This is a genomic window from Pseudomonas sp. NFR02 (assembly GCF_900119375.1).
GTDB classification, from domain to species: Bacteria; Pseudomonadota; Gammaproteobacteria; order Pseudomonadales; family Pseudomonadaceae; genus Aquipseudomonas; species Aquipseudomonas paracarnis.
In genome coordinates this window covers 1-14261 of record NZ_FPJJ01000009.1, presented here as the reverse complement: position 1 = coordinate 14261, position 14261 = coordinate 1, and the positions used below count along the sequence as shown (strand labels likewise).

Annotated in this window: 15 protein-coding genes; 8 read left to right on the top strand and 7 right to left on the bottom strand. The window is 58.2% G+C overall.

Annotation, left to right across the window (positions count from 1 at the left end):
* Positions 1 to 279 precede the first annotated feature (279 nt).
* Genes BT199_RS23365 through BT199_RS23350 form a run of 4 tightly spaced genes read left to right on the top strand, consistent with a single transcriptional unit; the run spans position 280 to position 4751 of the window.
* Entirely contained in the window at positions 280 to 1437 is a 1158-nt protein-coding gene (locus tag BT199_RS23365) for a KamA family radical SAM protein (RefSeq protein WP_014717811.1), read from the top strand.
* Positions 1434 to 2801 carry an ATP-grasp domain-containing protein gene (locus tag BT199_RS23360; RefSeq protein WP_072435540.1) on the top strand — a complete coding sequence of 456 codons (1368 nt, stop codon included), beginning with the start codon at positions 1434 to 1436 and terminating at the stop codon, positions 2799 to 2801. The genes BT199_RS23365 and BT199_RS23360 overlap by 4 nt, the downstream gene beginning before the upstream one ends.
* Positions 2802 to 2805: 4 nt before the next feature.
* Complete coding sequence (locus BT199_RS23355) at positions 2806 to 3522, top strand: 2OG-Fe dioxygenase family protein (protein WP_072435539.1); 717 nt, start codon at positions 2806 to 2808, stop codon at positions 3520 to 3522.
* Positions 3519 to 4751 carry an MFS transporter gene (locus BT199_RS23350; protein ID WP_072435538.1) on the top strand — a complete coding sequence of 411 codons (1233 nt, stop codon included), beginning with the start codon at positions 3519 to 3521 and terminating at the stop codon, positions 4749 to 4751. Before BT199_RS23355 ends, BT199_RS23350 begins: the two co-directional genes overlap by 4 nt.
* A 106-nt stretch (positions 4752 to 4857) precedes the next feature.
* On the opposite strand, the gene BT199_RS23345 is transcribed toward BT199_RS23350, so the two are convergent.
* Both BT199_RS23345 and soxR read right to left on the bottom strand, forming a co-directional pair.
* On the bottom strand, positions 4858 to 5316 hold the full coding sequence (locus tag BT199_RS23345) for a VOC family protein (RefSeq protein WP_014717815.1): 459 nt from the start codon (positions 5314 to 5316) through the stop codon (positions 4858 to 4860).
* Between the two features lie 74 nt (positions 5317 to 5390).
* On the bottom strand, positions 5391 to 5846 hold the full coding sequence (gene soxR / locus BT199_RS23340; protein WP_014717816.1) for a redox-sensitive transcriptional activator SoxR: 456 nt from the start codon (positions 5844 to 5846) through the stop codon (positions 5391 to 5393).
* A 99-nt stretch (positions 5847 to 5945) separates the two neighbouring features.
* On the opposite strand from soxR, the gene BT199_RS23335 reads away from it, so the two are divergent.
* Positions 5946 to 6311 carry an antibiotic biosynthesis monooxygenase gene (locus BT199_RS23335; protein ID WP_019817256.1) on the top strand — a complete coding sequence of 122 codons (366 nt, stop codon included), beginning with the start codon at positions 5946 to 5948 and terminating at the stop codon, positions 6309 to 6311.
* Here BT199_RS23335 and BT199_RS23330 read toward each other — a convergent pair.
* Entirely contained in the window at positions 6300 to 7397 is a 1098-nt protein-coding gene (locus BT199_RS23330) for a sigma-54 interaction domain-containing protein (RefSeq protein WP_019817255.1), read from the bottom strand. The two genes, BT199_RS23335 and BT199_RS23330, sit on opposite strands and share 12 nt — an antisense overlap.
* Before the next feature lie 267 nt (positions 7398 to 7664).
* Between BT199_RS23330 and BT199_RS23325 the strand changes: the two genes are divergently transcribed.
* The 3 genes from BT199_RS23325 to BT199_RS23315 all read left to right on the top strand — a co-directional run bounded on the left by BT199_RS23325 (position 7665) and on the right by BT199_RS23315 (position 11181).
* Positions 7665 to 7931, top strand: coding sequence for a lipoprotein (locus tag BT199_RS23325; RefSeq protein ID WP_032904559.1), 267 nt, complete (start codon positions 7665 to 7667; stop codon positions 7929 to 7931).
* 232 nt (positions 7932 to 8163) lie between these two features.
* Positions 8164 to 9324, top strand: a complete 1161-nt coding sequence (locus BT199_RS23320) for a cysteine desulfurase family protein (protein WP_020301055.1) — start codon at positions 8164 to 8166, stop codon at positions 9322 to 9324.
* A gap of 48 nt (positions 9325 to 9372) precedes the next feature.
* Positions 9373 to 11181, top strand: coding sequence for an aminopeptidase P family protein (locus BT199_RS23315; RefSeq protein ID WP_020301054.1), 1809 nt, complete (start codon positions 9373 to 9375; stop codon positions 11179 to 11181).
* A 38-nt stretch (positions 11182 to 11219) separates the two neighbouring features.
* Here the strand turns inward: BT199_RS23315 and BT199_RS23310 are convergent, their stop codons facing one another.
* The 4 genes from BT199_RS23310 to rhtA form a co-directional block, all read right to left on the bottom strand.
* Positions 11220 to 11810 (bottom strand): 2-hydroxychromene-2-carboxylate isomerase, encoded by a 591-nt coding sequence (locus BT199_RS23310; RefSeq protein ID WP_032901924.1) that lies wholly within the window; start codon positions 11808 to 11810, stop codon positions 11220 to 11222.
* Between the two features lie 34 nt (positions 11811 to 11844).
* The gene (locus BT199_RS23305) at positions 11845 to 12576 is read right to left on the bottom strand and encodes an SDR family oxidoreductase (RefSeq protein WP_014717823.1); all 732 of its coding nucleotides are present in this window, start codon (positions 12574 to 12576) and stop codon (positions 11845 to 11847) included.
* 98 nt (positions 12577 to 12674) lie between these two features.
* Positions 12675 to 12956: a hypothetical protein gene (locus BT199_RS23300; protein ID WP_003190182.1), complete on the bottom strand. Its 282-nt coding sequence runs from the start codon at positions 12954 to 12956 to the stop codon at positions 12675 to 12677.
* A gap of 163 nt (positions 12957 to 13119) precedes the next feature.
* Positions 13120 to 14007: a threonine/homoserine exporter RhtA gene (gene rhtA / locus BT199_RS23295; RefSeq protein WP_072435537.1), complete on the bottom strand. Its 888-nt coding sequence runs from the start codon at positions 14005 to 14007 to the stop codon at positions 13120 to 13122.
* Positions 14008 to 14261 lie beyond the last annotated feature (254 nt).

Below are 14261 nucleotides of genomic sequence, written 5' to 3'. Positions count from 1 at the left end.
GTGACAAGGTTATTGTATTGACACATTGGCGGGCATCGGCTTTAGTGAGTGCGGACTTGGAAGTCGCAATAGTATAAAAAGGAAGTTAATCGCATGACCGTGCTAGTCGTTTATTCGCGCCATCACGTGGTGAACTGTTATATCTCTCTGGTGCCGGTGATCAAGTTAGTTACTTGATTGTGGTCTGTCGCCTGCCCGTCGATTGTCATTGCTGCGAATCATATTTTTCCTGTGCTGGAAAAGTACGCGTCCCTATGCCTTAACAGAGAGTTCAAACTCATGTCGATTTTTGATCAAGCCATGCATCGTTCAGTTCAATGGCAAGACTGGCGTTGGCAGCAGAAGAATGCCATCCGCGATGAACCTGCACTGCGCAATGCCTGCGGTGGATGGGACGAGGCCACAACGGCGCATATCGAGCACAACTTGCAAGATCGCAAGATGCAGATCACGCCTTATTACATTGATTTGATCAAGCGTTCACTCACCAGCGCAGAGGTGATGGACCACCCTCTGTGGCGCCAGGTAGTACCGTATTGGAGCGAACAGGTGCAGGGCGACTACGACGGCAGTTCCGAAAACTGGGAACTCAATCATGAGATGAAGACGCCCATCTGCCAGCACAAGTACGACAACCGCGTGATCCTGCGCACCACCAACACGTGCAATGCCTATTGCCAGTTCTGTTTCGAGGCGCTGCGCACGCTGCAGGTGGGCACCGACAAAGCTAACGCCAACACTGACTCGTTCAAGGATTCGGTGGAGTACATCCGCGGTAACCCAGCGATTGAAGAGGTGATTCTCAGCGGCGGTGACCCACTGATGCTGGCCGACCGCAAGCTTGAGGAGATGCTGGCCGCATTGCGCGGCATTCGTGATGATCTGCTGATACGCATTCATTCGCGGGCCTTGAGTTTCAACCCGTTTCGCGTGACCGATGAGTTGGTGGCGATGCTGGAGAAGTACAAGGTCAATGCATTTGGTGTGCATGTCTGCCACCCGCTTGAGCTCAGTGCTGATTTTGCCGTCGCGGTTAAACGGATTCAGGGTGTGGTCCCGATTGTATTCTCTAACATGCCGCTGTTGCGTGGCGTGAATGATGATGAAGCGACGTTGCATAAATTATTCATTGATCTTTATCGTTTGGGCGTAAAGCCATATTACTTATATCACTTCATGCCGTTTTCACCCGGTGCTTCAGAGTATAAGGCGTCGATCAGCCAAGCCATCGCCATCATGGATCGGCTCAAACGCCGTGTATCGAATATTGCCCTGCCCGAGTATGTACTGCCGCATGCACAAGGCAAGTTCACCGTGCCATTGTTGGACTTTGAAAAGCCTGAAGACTTACCGCATTTTGAAGTCCGCGATGGGCAGCGGACTTACCGTTTTCGCAACTGGGAGGGCCAATGGTGCAGTTGGCAGGATGCGGTATGAAACAGGATGCGATTCTGTTTATTGATGTAGATGACAGTGCTTGCGCTCGCTACCGCTACCGGGAACCGCATTTCACGGTGGCCCGCGCCCACGGTTTGGCGTGTTTGACGGCCGCCGTGGCGGGGCGCAAGCACCTGCAACGTCTCAGGGACGACAGTGACGAAGTGTTCCTGCTCGAAACGCTCAGTGAGCAGTCTGTCCTGGAGTTGGTCGGACAGTTGGACGGGCGTTATCAGGTGCGTGGGATTTTCTGCCAGGCCGGGCACCCGTCCGCACAAGGGGAGGTGGGCTGTATCGTCGCGCAGGCGTGTCAGCGGTTGGGCTTGGTCTACAGCCACCCGGAGGCGATTGCCGCGTGCAATAACAAGTTCTTGATGCGCCGCGTGTTGAAACAGCGTGAATTGCGTTCGGTACCGTTCGTGCTGTGCAACAACGAACAGGAACTCCAGCACGGCGCCGAGCGCGTGGGTTATCCACTGATCGCCAAACCGCCCTTTGGCGGGGCTTCGGCGTTTATCAAAAAATGCTCGAGCTGGGAGGAGCTACGCAGCCACTATTGGCATTTCGTAAGTGATCATGGCGCCGCCGCTTATGCGGACTTCTACGGCTGTGCGCACGCCCTGCCGCTTGAGGATGGGCTGCGGCGTGAATACTTGCCAGGCCACAGCATTCTGCTGGAAGGTTATATTCCTGGCATCGAAGGCAGTGTGGAATGTGTGATTGTCGGCGAGCGTGTCCATCCGCTGCTGATCAATGAAAAACTGCTGCTGACCGAGCGCAGCGGCACGGTCCTGGAGAACCTGCTGATTTCCCCGCCGACGTCGTTCAGCCAGGCCCAGTGCGAGCAGATCCGCCAGTACGCGGTGGACTGCCTGCACGCGGTGGGCCTGACCAACGCTGTGGTGCATTTCGAGTTTCGTATGACGGACGCAGGGCCGGTGGCCATCGAGATCAACCCGCGTCTGGGCGGACTGTATGTGAACTCGGCGTTCCGCGACCTGGCCGGTATCGATCCTTATCAGCTGTACATGGGATTGTTGTTGGGCGAGAAGGGCATCAATGCACAGTTGGAGGCTGGCGCACATAAGGTTGCCGATGCGGGGCAACACTACGCGATGCTGGCGATTTATCCGCAGCACAGTGGCCTTTTCAGGGGCATTGACGGCCTGCAGTTCCTCCACCAACACCGCTCGGTGCTGGAATACGCCCCGCAGGACCCCGGCCACTACATTGACGCGGATATCGAGGAGCATTATTTGCTCAAATGCTGGGCCCAGGTTGGCAATGCCGCCGACGCCCATGCCTTGCACGATGCGTTGCAGCAACATCTGCGCATCCTCATCGATCCACCGGTTGCAGGATAGCGATATGGACATCCCTCAGATCTCGGCGCTTTTGCGCGAACATCACTTCTGTCATCGCCCGGACTTTCGCGAACTGGTCAACGTTGAACCCGGTGAGGAACAAAGCTTTCGCGCGTATTGGGATAACCTGGTGCGCGACGAGGCGTTCAGGACTTACACCCACCGCGAACGGCGCATCTTGCGCTATCGTCTGTTACCGTCACGGCAATTGCAGATCGACAGGAATACGGCGTTCAAATCGCCGGTCACCTACGCGGTGAACTATCGCCAGGGCGTGAATCACCTGAGCTATAGCGAGGAGGGCTTTATCGAGCATCCCCTCATGCACAAGCTGCTGGCGACGGACCTCGCGGTGATTGCCCCGCACCTGGGCGAACAGACCTATACGATCGATATCCATCAGTTCCGGGTGCGGGCGGACGTGTCATCGAGCAGCCCGACCACATCGGGGATTCACCAGGACGGCCTGGATTGGGTGTTCATGCACTTTATTGGCGAATGCAACACGGTGCCGGTGGTGTCGGAGGTGTTTGCCGACGAAACGGAGCACAGCCGGCTACTGAAACTGCCGATGGAGAAATTTCTGGAGACTATCGTGATCAACGACCGTGGGTTCTACCATCGGGCCGGGGAGGTGCGACCGCGGGTAGAGACGGCACCGGCCTGGCGCGATGTGCTCTTGGTAAGCCTGCGCAGTGTCGAGGGGGCACAGCCTGCATGAGTCACGATCAACAACTGAATCTGTCGACCCGCAACGCTCGCCTGATCATCTTTGCCCGCGGTGTGTCGGATTTTGGCGCATTCCTTAACATGGTGGCGTTGTCCACTTATGTGTACTGGCTCAGCCAGAGCGTGGTGTTTGTCAGCATCTTCCTGGCGTGCCGGGTCACCGGCGGGATTGTCGCGAGCCTGTTTGGCATTCCGTTTTTCCGGCGGTTTGCCGGGCGTGGGACGTTGGCGGGGTTGGACCTGGCCCGGGCGCTGTTGCTGATGCCGCTGCTGGTGTTGTTACCGGCCCATCAACTTACCCTTCTTCCCTTTATCGCCTTCGGTATCGGCCTGTGCAATTCGCTGTTTGCCATTGGCCTCAACAGTCAGTTGCCCACTTGGGTCGCGCTTGAGCAGCGGGTGAATACCAACGCATGGATCACCTCGGCGGCCGCCACCGGCGCGGTCTTCGGCAGTTTGCTCTCCGGCTTGCTGATCGCCACGGGCGGATTTGAAGCGGTGTTTGCGGTCAACATCGGCACCTATGTGATTGCCGCTTGCCTGGTCTTGCCCTTGCGCGCGTTGTTTAGCGTTGCTGTTGCCGCGCATCGCGGACTCGCCGCCGAATGGCATGAGCTGACCAAGGGGTTGCGCGGTGCGCCGGTGCTGGCTGCGATGTTGCTGATCAGCATGTTAGACACCCTCGGCAGCGCGGCCCATAACGTCGGTTGGCCAGTGCTGTCGCAGTACATTTCACCGGACACGACCAAAACGGTCATGGGCTATCTGCTGGCCGTGTGGGCCTGTGGCAAGTTTGTTGGCGCGCGCATCGCCAGTGCAGTGTTGAAAGGTCGTGGCACCCAAGGCATGGAGCGCTTGTTCATGCTCGGTGTGGCGTTGATGTCCAGCGGCTTTATCCTGACATTCCAGCAGACCGAACTGTGGCTGGCGCTGTTGCTGGTGGTGTGGGCGGGGCTGGGCGATGGATTGTCCGAGGTGGCGTTGATCTCCCGTGCGCAAAGCGAGCCCGATAGCTTGCGCTTGCCGCTGTTCAGCCTCTTGACCCTGATCCAGATGGCCGGTTTTGGCGTGGGCATGCTGGTGGTCGGGCCGTTCTATGTGACGTGGACGCCGGCCCAGGTGATCGTGTTGTTCCATGGGCTGCCATTGACCGCCTTGTTGGTCATGACGATATGGCTGGGGCGCAATGCCTACCGGGGTGTCAGATCGACAAACCCTTGAAGTGTTCCAAACGCCACGCAGGCCTTTACTTTGCCGGAGCAGGCCGGTTGGAACCTGGGGCAAGGCGTGGCGTGTTGCAGGCGCGAGCAAGCTCACGCCCACAGGGTTAATGTTGCTTGAACATCTCCATGGCACGCTGGCGGATTTGCTCCTCGGTCAGGTCCTCCTTATGGGTGGCCAGGAACCACAGGTGCCCGAACGGATCCGTCACACTCGCCGAGCGATCCCCATAGAACTGATCCTGCGGCTCGGACACTGCGCTGGCGCCGGCATCAACCGCTTGTTTGAATTGTGCGTCCACATCATTCACATACAGGTGCAAACCGACACTGGGATGCGCGTCCGGATTGCGCAGGGCCGTTTCATCGCAGGGCGTGCCCAGCATGATCACCGCTTCGCCAATACGCAGCTCCGCATGGCCGACCCTGCCGTCGGGCATGTCCAGGCGCATGAACACTGAGGCGCCAAAGGCCTTCTTGTAGAACTCGATCGCCTTTGCGGCCTCGTTGATGCCCAGATAGGGGGTAATGCCGTGATAACCCTCGGGAATAGGTTTAACGCTCATAACGTTCTCCTTTGATTGTGGTTATGGGGTTACAGCCTTTTCACTATAGGTCACGTTGCATTGCGCAACTGGCTTTACCGATCAGCATCAGGCGTGGGCTCCAGCAACTGCGCACCAGGGCCACGCTCACCCAGCTGGTCATCGTGATTGCGCAGCGGGCACGCCTCCATCGACAGGCACCCGCACCCGATGCAACCATTGAGCTTGTCGCGCAGCAGCATCAGTTTGTTGATGCGCTCATCCAGATCTTCACGCCACAACGCCGACAGCCGTTCCCAGTCGTGAGCGTTCGGTGTGCGCCCATCGGGCAGGGCCCGCAAGGCCTCGCCAATGGTCGCCAGCGGAATGCCCAGACGTTGGGCGATTTTGATCAGCACCACCCGGCGCAGTACATCCCGTGGATATCGTCGTTGATTGCCGGCATTGCGATTGCTCTTGATCAGCCCTTTGGATTCGTAGAAGTGCAGCGCGGTGACCGCCACGCCGCTGCGAGCGGCCAACTGACCGACGCTGAGTTCGTTGCTGAGCATGTAAGGCTCCCAAACAGTGCTTGACCTCGACTTAACTAGAGGTTTTACCCTGCGTGGCATCGAATCGCAAGATTCTTCCTACAGAGAGAGGGGGTTTTCATGCAGGTATCAGAGAAGAGTCGCAGCTTCACTCAGCTGATCGAATTTCACATCGAACCCCGTCAGCAATCCGCCCTGGTGGCCGCCTTGACCACCCAGAGCGAGCGTCTGGCCGTGCGCCATGGCGGCTTCTTGAGTGCCAGCGTACAGGTCAGCGATGACGGACGCAGGGTGCTCAATTACTTGCAATGGCAATCGCGGGAAGAGGGTGAGGCGGCCTTCAAATGTTTTGAGCAGGGCGGCGAAGATTTCTGGACGCTGATCCGCGCCCACCGGGCCACGGCCGTGACCTTTGGCGCATTCCAGGTACTGCGCAGTTTTGAGCGCAGTCAGGACGATGCCTTGCACTGCCGACTAAATGGATAGGTGCAGCATCCGTTCGCCTTGCGCATTTTTCCCGGGCCTGCGCTTGTTGACCGCCAGTTCGCCGATCTTGATCAGGCGAGCGCGAGCGACGTTGCGGCTCAGTCCCAGCAAGGTGGCGGTGTGTACTTGGTTGTAGTGGCTGAAGTGATAAGCAGCGCGCAATAAGGCGTCCTCGACCTTTTCATGCAGGGCGCCGGACTGTTCCTCGAAGAGCCTTTGAAACGCCCGCGCCAGCAGGGCTTCTGCACAGGTATCGGTGTCGCTGTCGTTCTGGCGTTCGATGCGCAGGTTCGACAGGCGCAGGTCGTCGGGTTCGATCACAGCGTTGCGGCAGACCAGCAGGGTGTGATGAATCACGTTTTCCAGCTCACGGATATTACCCGGCCAGCTGTAGCGCTTGAGCTTGTGCTCGGCCTCGTGGCTCACGCTGATCGGACCGTAGCCCAGGCGCTGGCTGTAGGTTTGGATGAAGTGCCGGGTCAGCGGCAGGATATCGCCGGTACGTTCGCGCAGCGGGCTCAGTTCCAGGCTGACTACATTGAGGCGGTAGTAGAGGTCTTCACGGAAATGCCCGGCGTTGATGGCCTGTTCCAGTTGTACATTGGTGGCGGCCAGGACTCGCACATCGATTGCAATGCTTTTGCGCGAACCCAGGCGCACCACCTCACGTTCCTGTAGCACCCGCAGCAGTTTGACCTGGATGGCCATCGGCAAATCGCCGATCTCATCCAGAAACAAGGTGCCGCCGTCAGCCTCTTCGAACCAGCCGGCCTTGGCGCTGAGGGCACCGGTAAAGGCGCCTTTCTCATGGCCGAACAACTCGGCTTCCACTAGTGCTTGCGAAAAAGCCCCGCAGTTCACTGCCACGAAGGGCCGATTTCGCCGCGTACTGAGGTGGTGGATATGCCGCGCAACAAGCTCTTTGCCGGTGCCGGTTTCGCCGATGATCAGCACGCTGGCCTCGCTGGGGGCCACTTGCTGGATATGGTCGAGCAGGGCCTGGGACTTTGGGTCTTCGAAGACCTGGGCTGTGGCGCGGATCGAGGTCGCGAGGGCAGGCGAGGGCGGCAGGGTGAACAGCTGCATGGTGACCTCTCATGGGAATTCAAGCTTTGTTGAAGGGCTGTTGCCGGGTGGACAGTGGGCTGCGCGCAAGGTCTTTATAGAGGTATCGTCTTAATTCGTAAATGAAGGTGTTTATATATTTATAGAACTTAAATGAATATAAAGGCGTTCCCCCTGTGGACGCCGATACGCGTGATAGCGACTATCACGGACGATGATTTTTCAGCGAGAAGGGGCGGGAGTAGCCTCTGTTCATTGACTCGAAACCATCTTCGCAGGGCCATCGCCATGAACCGTTTCCTCGCTGTTTCCCTTTTACTTGTCACCTCTGTCCTTGCGGGGTGTGCGACCCAGCCATCCCCGGAAATGCGCCCTTATACGGCCGAGGAAACCAAGCAGTTGGCTTTGGAGGCCCTGGGCCGTCGCGGCTTGTCGTTTGACGACTATCAACGCCAACGCGCCGCGTTGCTTGGCCAGCCAAAGCCCTTCGGCTTTGATCACCAGGGTGAAATGAACGCCGAGCGCAGCGTGGTTTTGCATGGTCGGCCCAGTTGAGCGCGCTTCATGCAGCAAAAAGCCCGAGGTTTCCCACAAGGAACCTCGGGCTTTTTGTTTGCCATGGGGCTACTTCAGCCTGTTAAGCTCAATTCCAGGAGCGTTCCTACGCACATTTAAATAAAGTTACCTTCTTTAATGGCATTCGATCGGTTAAACCTGACGACCTCTGTTCTGGTCGATGCCCCCCGAGACGCTGTTCTTGGGAATACGCTCTGCGAGTTTTAACCTCATGAATAAACGTCCGCTGTATTTCGACTACGCCGCCACCACTCCGGTGGATGAGCGAGTTATCCAGGTGATGGTCGAGTGTCTGGGTTTCAACGCCCACTTCGGCAACCCTGCGTCCAGTTCCCATGCATTCGGCCAAGCGGCCCGGCAGAAGGTTGAACAGGCGCGTCGCCAGGTGGCCGAGTTGGTGGTGGCCGAGCCCGAGCAGATAGTCTGGACCTCCGGTGCCACGGAATCCAACAACCTTGCGCTCAAGGGCGTGGCCCAGGCCCGTGGTGTGGCGGGTGGGCATATCATCACCAGCCAGATCGAACACAAGGCCACGCTGGACACCGCGCGGCAATTGCAGGAAGCCGGAGTGGCAGTGACTTACCTGGTACCGGATGCAGACGGCTTGATCAGCGTCGAAGCGGTCAGCGAAGCCTTGCGCGAGGATACCTTTCTTGTCTCGCTGATGCTGGTCAACAACGAACTGGGCACCCTCAACGATATCCCGGCCATTGGCGCGCGGGTACGTGAGCACGGCGCGTTGTTCCATGTGGACGCGGCGCAAGGGGCAGGCAAAGTGGCTATCGACCTGGCCCGGTGGCCGGTGGACTTGATGTCGTTCTCTGCTCACAAGCTGTATGGGCCCAAGGGTATTGGCGCGTTATATGTCGGGCCTCGGGCGCAGCAGAAGGTACTGGCGCAGATTCACGGGGGGGGCCACGAAGGCGGTTTGCGCTCCGGCACCCTGGCGACTCATCAGATTGCCGGCATGGGCGCGGCGTTTGCTCTGGCGGCGGCGTCTTTCGAGGATGAGAAGGCCACGATTGTCGCGCTGCGCCAGCGCTTGCTGGATCAGTTGGCGTCGGTTGCCGGCTTGCGTCTTAATGGCAGCCCAACCCAGCGTATTCCACACACATTGAGCCTTACCTTCAGCGAAGGCGAATTCAATTCAGCCGCATTGAGTTCAGGCATTGCCTTTTCCGCGACTTCAGCGTGCAATTCGGCCAGCAATGCGCCGTCCCATGTGCTTCTGGCCTTGGGGCATGACGCTCGCAGTGCCGCTCGCACTATTCGCTTGAGCCTGGGCAGGTTTACCACCGAACAGGATATCGACCAGGCCGCGCAGTTGATCAAGGCCGCATTGGCGAGTGCGCCAGCGTTCTGGGCAGTCTGATTTATCATCGCAATACATAACAATTATTAGTGGTTAGCAGGAGACACAATGAGTACGCAGCCTTTGACCCATGGAACGGTTCCCCAGCGCCTGGCGCACACCCGTGAACTGATGCGCCGCGAAGGCATTCATGCCTTGCTGGTGCCATCGGCGGACCCGCATTTGTCCGAATATTTGCCGGGTTACTGGCAAGGGCGCCAGTGGTTGTCCGGTTTTCATGGCTCGGTGGGCACTCTGATCGTCACGGCGGAGTTCGCCGGGGTCTGGGCGGATAGCCGTTATTGGGAACAGGCGACCAAGGAGCTCAAGGGCAGCGGTATCGAGCTGGTGAAGCTGCAACCGGGTCAGCCCGGGCCGCTGGAGTGGCTGGCCGAGCAAACCCCTGAGGGTGGCGTGGTGGCGGTGGACGGTGCGGTCATGGCCGTGGCCTCGGCACGTACCCTGGGTGGCAAATTGGCCGAGCGTGGCGCGCGTCTGCGTACCGATATCGATGTGCTCGATGAAGTCTGGCAAGACCGCCCAGCGTTGCCGAACCAGCCGATCTATCAGCATCTGCCGCCCCAAGCCACCGTCAGTCGTGGCGAGAAACTGGCCGCCTTGCGTGCCAGTTTGAAAGACAAGGGCGCCGATTGGCATTTCATCGCGACGCTGGATGACATCGCCTGGCTATTCAACCTGCGCGGCGCTGATGTGTCGTTCAATCCGGTGTTTGTGTCCTTTGCCTTGATCAATCAGCAACAGGCCACTTTGTTTGTGGCGTTGGGCAAGGTCGATGCGCAACTGCGGGCGGTGCTTGAGCAGGATGGCGTGACCCTGCGTGATTACAGCGAGGTGGCGCAAGCGCTGCGAGCGGTACCGGCGGGCGCAAGTTTGCAAGTAGACCCTGCCCGCGTCACCGCCGGCTTGCTGGAAAACCTCGACGCGGGCGTCAAGCTGGTTGAAGGCCTCAACCCCACCACACTGGCTAAATCCCGCAAGAGCCTGGCGGATGCGGAACATATCCGCCAAGCCATGGAGCAGGATGGTGCGGCGCTGTGCGAATTCTTTGCCTGGCTCGACAGCGCCCTGGGTCGCGAGCGCATTACCGAACTGACGATTGACGAACACCTGACCGCTGCACGTACCCGCCGCCCAGGCTATGTATCGCTGAGTTTCAACACCATTGCCGCCTTCAACGCCAACGGCGCGATGCCGCATTACCACGCCACCGAAGAAGAGCATGCGCTGATCGAAGGTGATGGCTTGCTGTTGATCGACTCGGGCGGCCAATACCTGGGCGGAACCACGGACATCACGCGGATGGTGCCTATCGGTACACCGAGTGAGGAGCAGAAACGCGATTGCACGCGGGTGCTCAAGGGTGTGATTGCTCTGTCCCGTGCGCAGTTCCCCAAGGGCATTCTTTCACCGTTGCTGGATGCCATTGCCCGTGCGCCGATATGGGCAGAAGGCGTGGACTACGGTCACGGCACAGGCCACGGCGTGGGTTATTTCCTCAACGTACATGAAGGTCCGCAGGTCATTGCCTATCAGGCTGCTGCGGCGCCACAAACGGCGATGCAGCCAGGGATGATTACTTCAATTGAACCGGGTACTTATCGCCCTGGCCGTTGGGGCGTGCGCATTGAGAACCTGGTGTTGAACCGTGAAGCGGGCAAGACCGAGTTTGGCGAATTCCTCAAGTTCGAAACCCTGACCCTGTGCCCAATTGATACCCGCTGCCTGGTGCCGTCGTTGCTCACGGCGGATGAGCGTGAATGGTTCAACGCGTATCACGCCCAGGTGCGTGAGCGTTTGAGCCCGCTGCTCAATGGTGCAGCGCTTGAATGGTTGCAGGTGCGCACTGCGGCGATTTGATCGGTTGCAGCCAAGGCATTGCCGGCTGCAATCAACACCTAGCTGAGGGCTTCACGCACAAAGTCCAGGCGGTCCTGGCCGAAGAACAGCTGGTTTCCTACAAAGAAACTGGGAGCGCCGAACACGCCGCGCTTAATGGCTTGTTCGGTTTTGTCTTTGAGAGCGTCCTTGACGGCTGCATCATTGGACAGGGCCAGTACCTGCTCGGGATCGAACCCCTGTTCGGTGAGCACATTGGCCACGACCTCTGGGTCGCCCAGGTGACGGCCTTCCACCCAGAGTGCGCGGAACAGGCAGTCGATGAAGTCGAGGAAGCGCTCAGGCTGGTGGATTTGAATGCCGGTGACGGCGCGCATCAGCACCAAGGTATTGATGGGAAAGTGCGGGTTGAACCTGAGCGGCACGTTGTAGCGTTTGGCGTAACGCGCCAGGTCATCGAGCATATAGCGCCCCTTGGCGGGCACCATGATCGGCGAGGCATTGCCCGTGGCCTTGAATACACCGCCCAACAGCATCGGTTGATACACCACCTGTGCGCCGGTTTTAGCGCACAGCGCCGGCAACTGGGTATAGGCCAGGTAAGTGGCGGGGCTGCCGAGATCAAAGAAGAACTCCAGGGTTTTACTCATGGTCTGTACTCACTGCTTATTGTTATAGAGGGAGTCACCAGGTTTCATTCCAGGGGCGCAGGTCCAGTTCGAACGTCCAGGCGTCCCGTGGCTGGCGATGCAGGAACCAGTAGTTGTCGGCAATATGGTCAGGGTTGAGGAGGGCGTCCTGATCCTTGAGTGCGTATTTTTGCGGGAAGTTCTCGCGAATGAAGTCGGTATCGATGGCACCGTCCACCACCACATGGGCGACATGGATGTTCATCGGGCCTAACTCCCGCGCCATGCTTTGTGCCAGGGCGCGTATCCCATGCTTGGCGCCGGCGAAGGCGGCAAACCCCGCGCTTCCGCGCAAGCCGGCGGTGGCTCCGGTGAACAGGATAGTGCCGCGGTTACGCGTGACCATGCGCTTGGCGACTTCCCGTGCGTTCAGGAAGCCGGAGAAGCACGCCATCTCCCATATCTTGAAGTACTTGCGTGCGGTTTCTTCCAGAATGCTGCAAGGCACATTGGCGCCGATGTTGAAGACGAACGCTTCAATAGGTCCCAGCTCGGTTTCGATTTGCTCGACCAGTGCGATCACGTCCTCTTCTTTACGTGCATCACAGGCAAAACCATGGGCTTCACCGCCCGCCAACTGAATGCTGTCTACCAGGGGCTGCAGTTTGTCGGCGCTGCGACGGGTGACGCAGGCGATGTAGCCTTCGCGGGCAAAGCGTTTGGCTATGGCGCCGCCGGTCGCGTCACCGGCACCCACTACTAATACGATTTTCTTGTTGTGCGGCATGGGAACTCCATTGGCTCGATGGTCGAGCAGGAGTTTAGCCTTCGTGCCGCAACTGGCCTGAATTTAAGATGAGCAGTCAGGAAAGACTGCTCGGGCAGCTATTTGCAGATGACGATCATACTGCGGCTGGTATAGCCGGCAGGGTTGAGGCCGAAAGGATAGTCCCCAGGCTCCTCGGAGTTGTCGCCGGATTTGGCTATCACCCGGTAGCCCTTGGCACCGCATGAGTTGGCTGCACTGGTGTAGCACTGGTCCCAGGAGGAGGACAGGCCTGAACAGTTGATATGCAGCCCTTTTTTACCCCGTTTCACTTCTGTTTTTGTGGTTGCAGCACAGCCAGCGATGCCCACAACCAGCAACAGTATCAAAATTCGTTTCATTCCCATCCTTAATAGCCGCCCTGCAAAAGAACAGAGCCGCTTTACTCGCTCTCGAGCGAAGCGTTCATGCTGTCCGTGTCGAAATTCTCCATGAATGACATTCGGTTACGGCCTAAACATGGCCTAAATGAGCGGCAAATACCAGAGCTGGCTTTAAAGATGATCAGTCGGCAGGCACCAGTGGTTTGGATTCGTTGCGCATCGTCAACGTCGCGCCTACGCTAGCCAGGATAATGCAGGTGATGGCCAGCCATTGGGCCAGGGATAAATGCTCATGCAGAAAGAACAGGCCGGAGAGGGCGCCGAACGCCGGTTCGATACTCATCAACGTGCCGAATGTGCGAGCGGGAAGGCGAGTCAGTGCGACCATCTCCAAGGTGTAGGGCAAGGCGGTGGACAGAATTGCGACGCCAATGGCGATAGGGATCAGGGCGGGCGTCAGCAGCGCGGCGCCCGCATGCACGATGCCGATCGGTGCGACGAACAGGGCCGCAATCATCACGCCGAGTGCAGCGGTCTGAACACCGTTGTCGTTCCCAGCCTTTTGGCCGAACAAAATATAGAGGGCCCAGCATCCGCCTGCGCCCAGTGCGTAAGCCGCGCCGACCCAGTCGATACCGCTACTGGCCTCGCCCATCGGAACTAACAGCAGCAGGCCGATGATCGCCAGGGCAATCCACAGGAAGTCGACAGCTCTGCGCGAGGCATAGATAGCGACGGCAAGCGGGCCTGTGAATTCGAGTGCTACTGCAATCCCCAGCGGTACGGTACGAAGGGACATATAGAAGAGGAAGTTCATGCCGCCCAGCGCCATCCCGTAAATGATCACCGTGCGCAAGGACTTGGCCGTCAGCGTGGCGCGCCATGGGCGTAATAGCACCAGCATGATCACACTGGCGAAAATCAAACGCAGAGCAGTGGTGCCTTGTGCGCCAACAATAGGAAACATGCTTTTGGCCAATGACGCACCGGATTGGATGGACGCCATGGCGATCAATAGCAGGCCGATCGGAAACAATGCGGATGCCAGGCTGCGAGGAGGGGTGGTCATTGCGGGAGTTCTTCCGAAGTCATGATCGATAAATATGTGGCGCTATGATGCTTAACTGTCAATGAATGAGCAATATATTGCTCAAATACTGACTCATAGCTATCTATATAGTGGAAGTATCGGGTTTTTGAGGGTTTTGATAGAAAAACCGAATAATTGGGTTGACGGCAGATTCTGGAAGCCTATAATTCGCCCCACTTCCGGCGCAGTCGAAACGGAAAACTCCTTGGTAAACAATGAGTTACGCAGTTCTC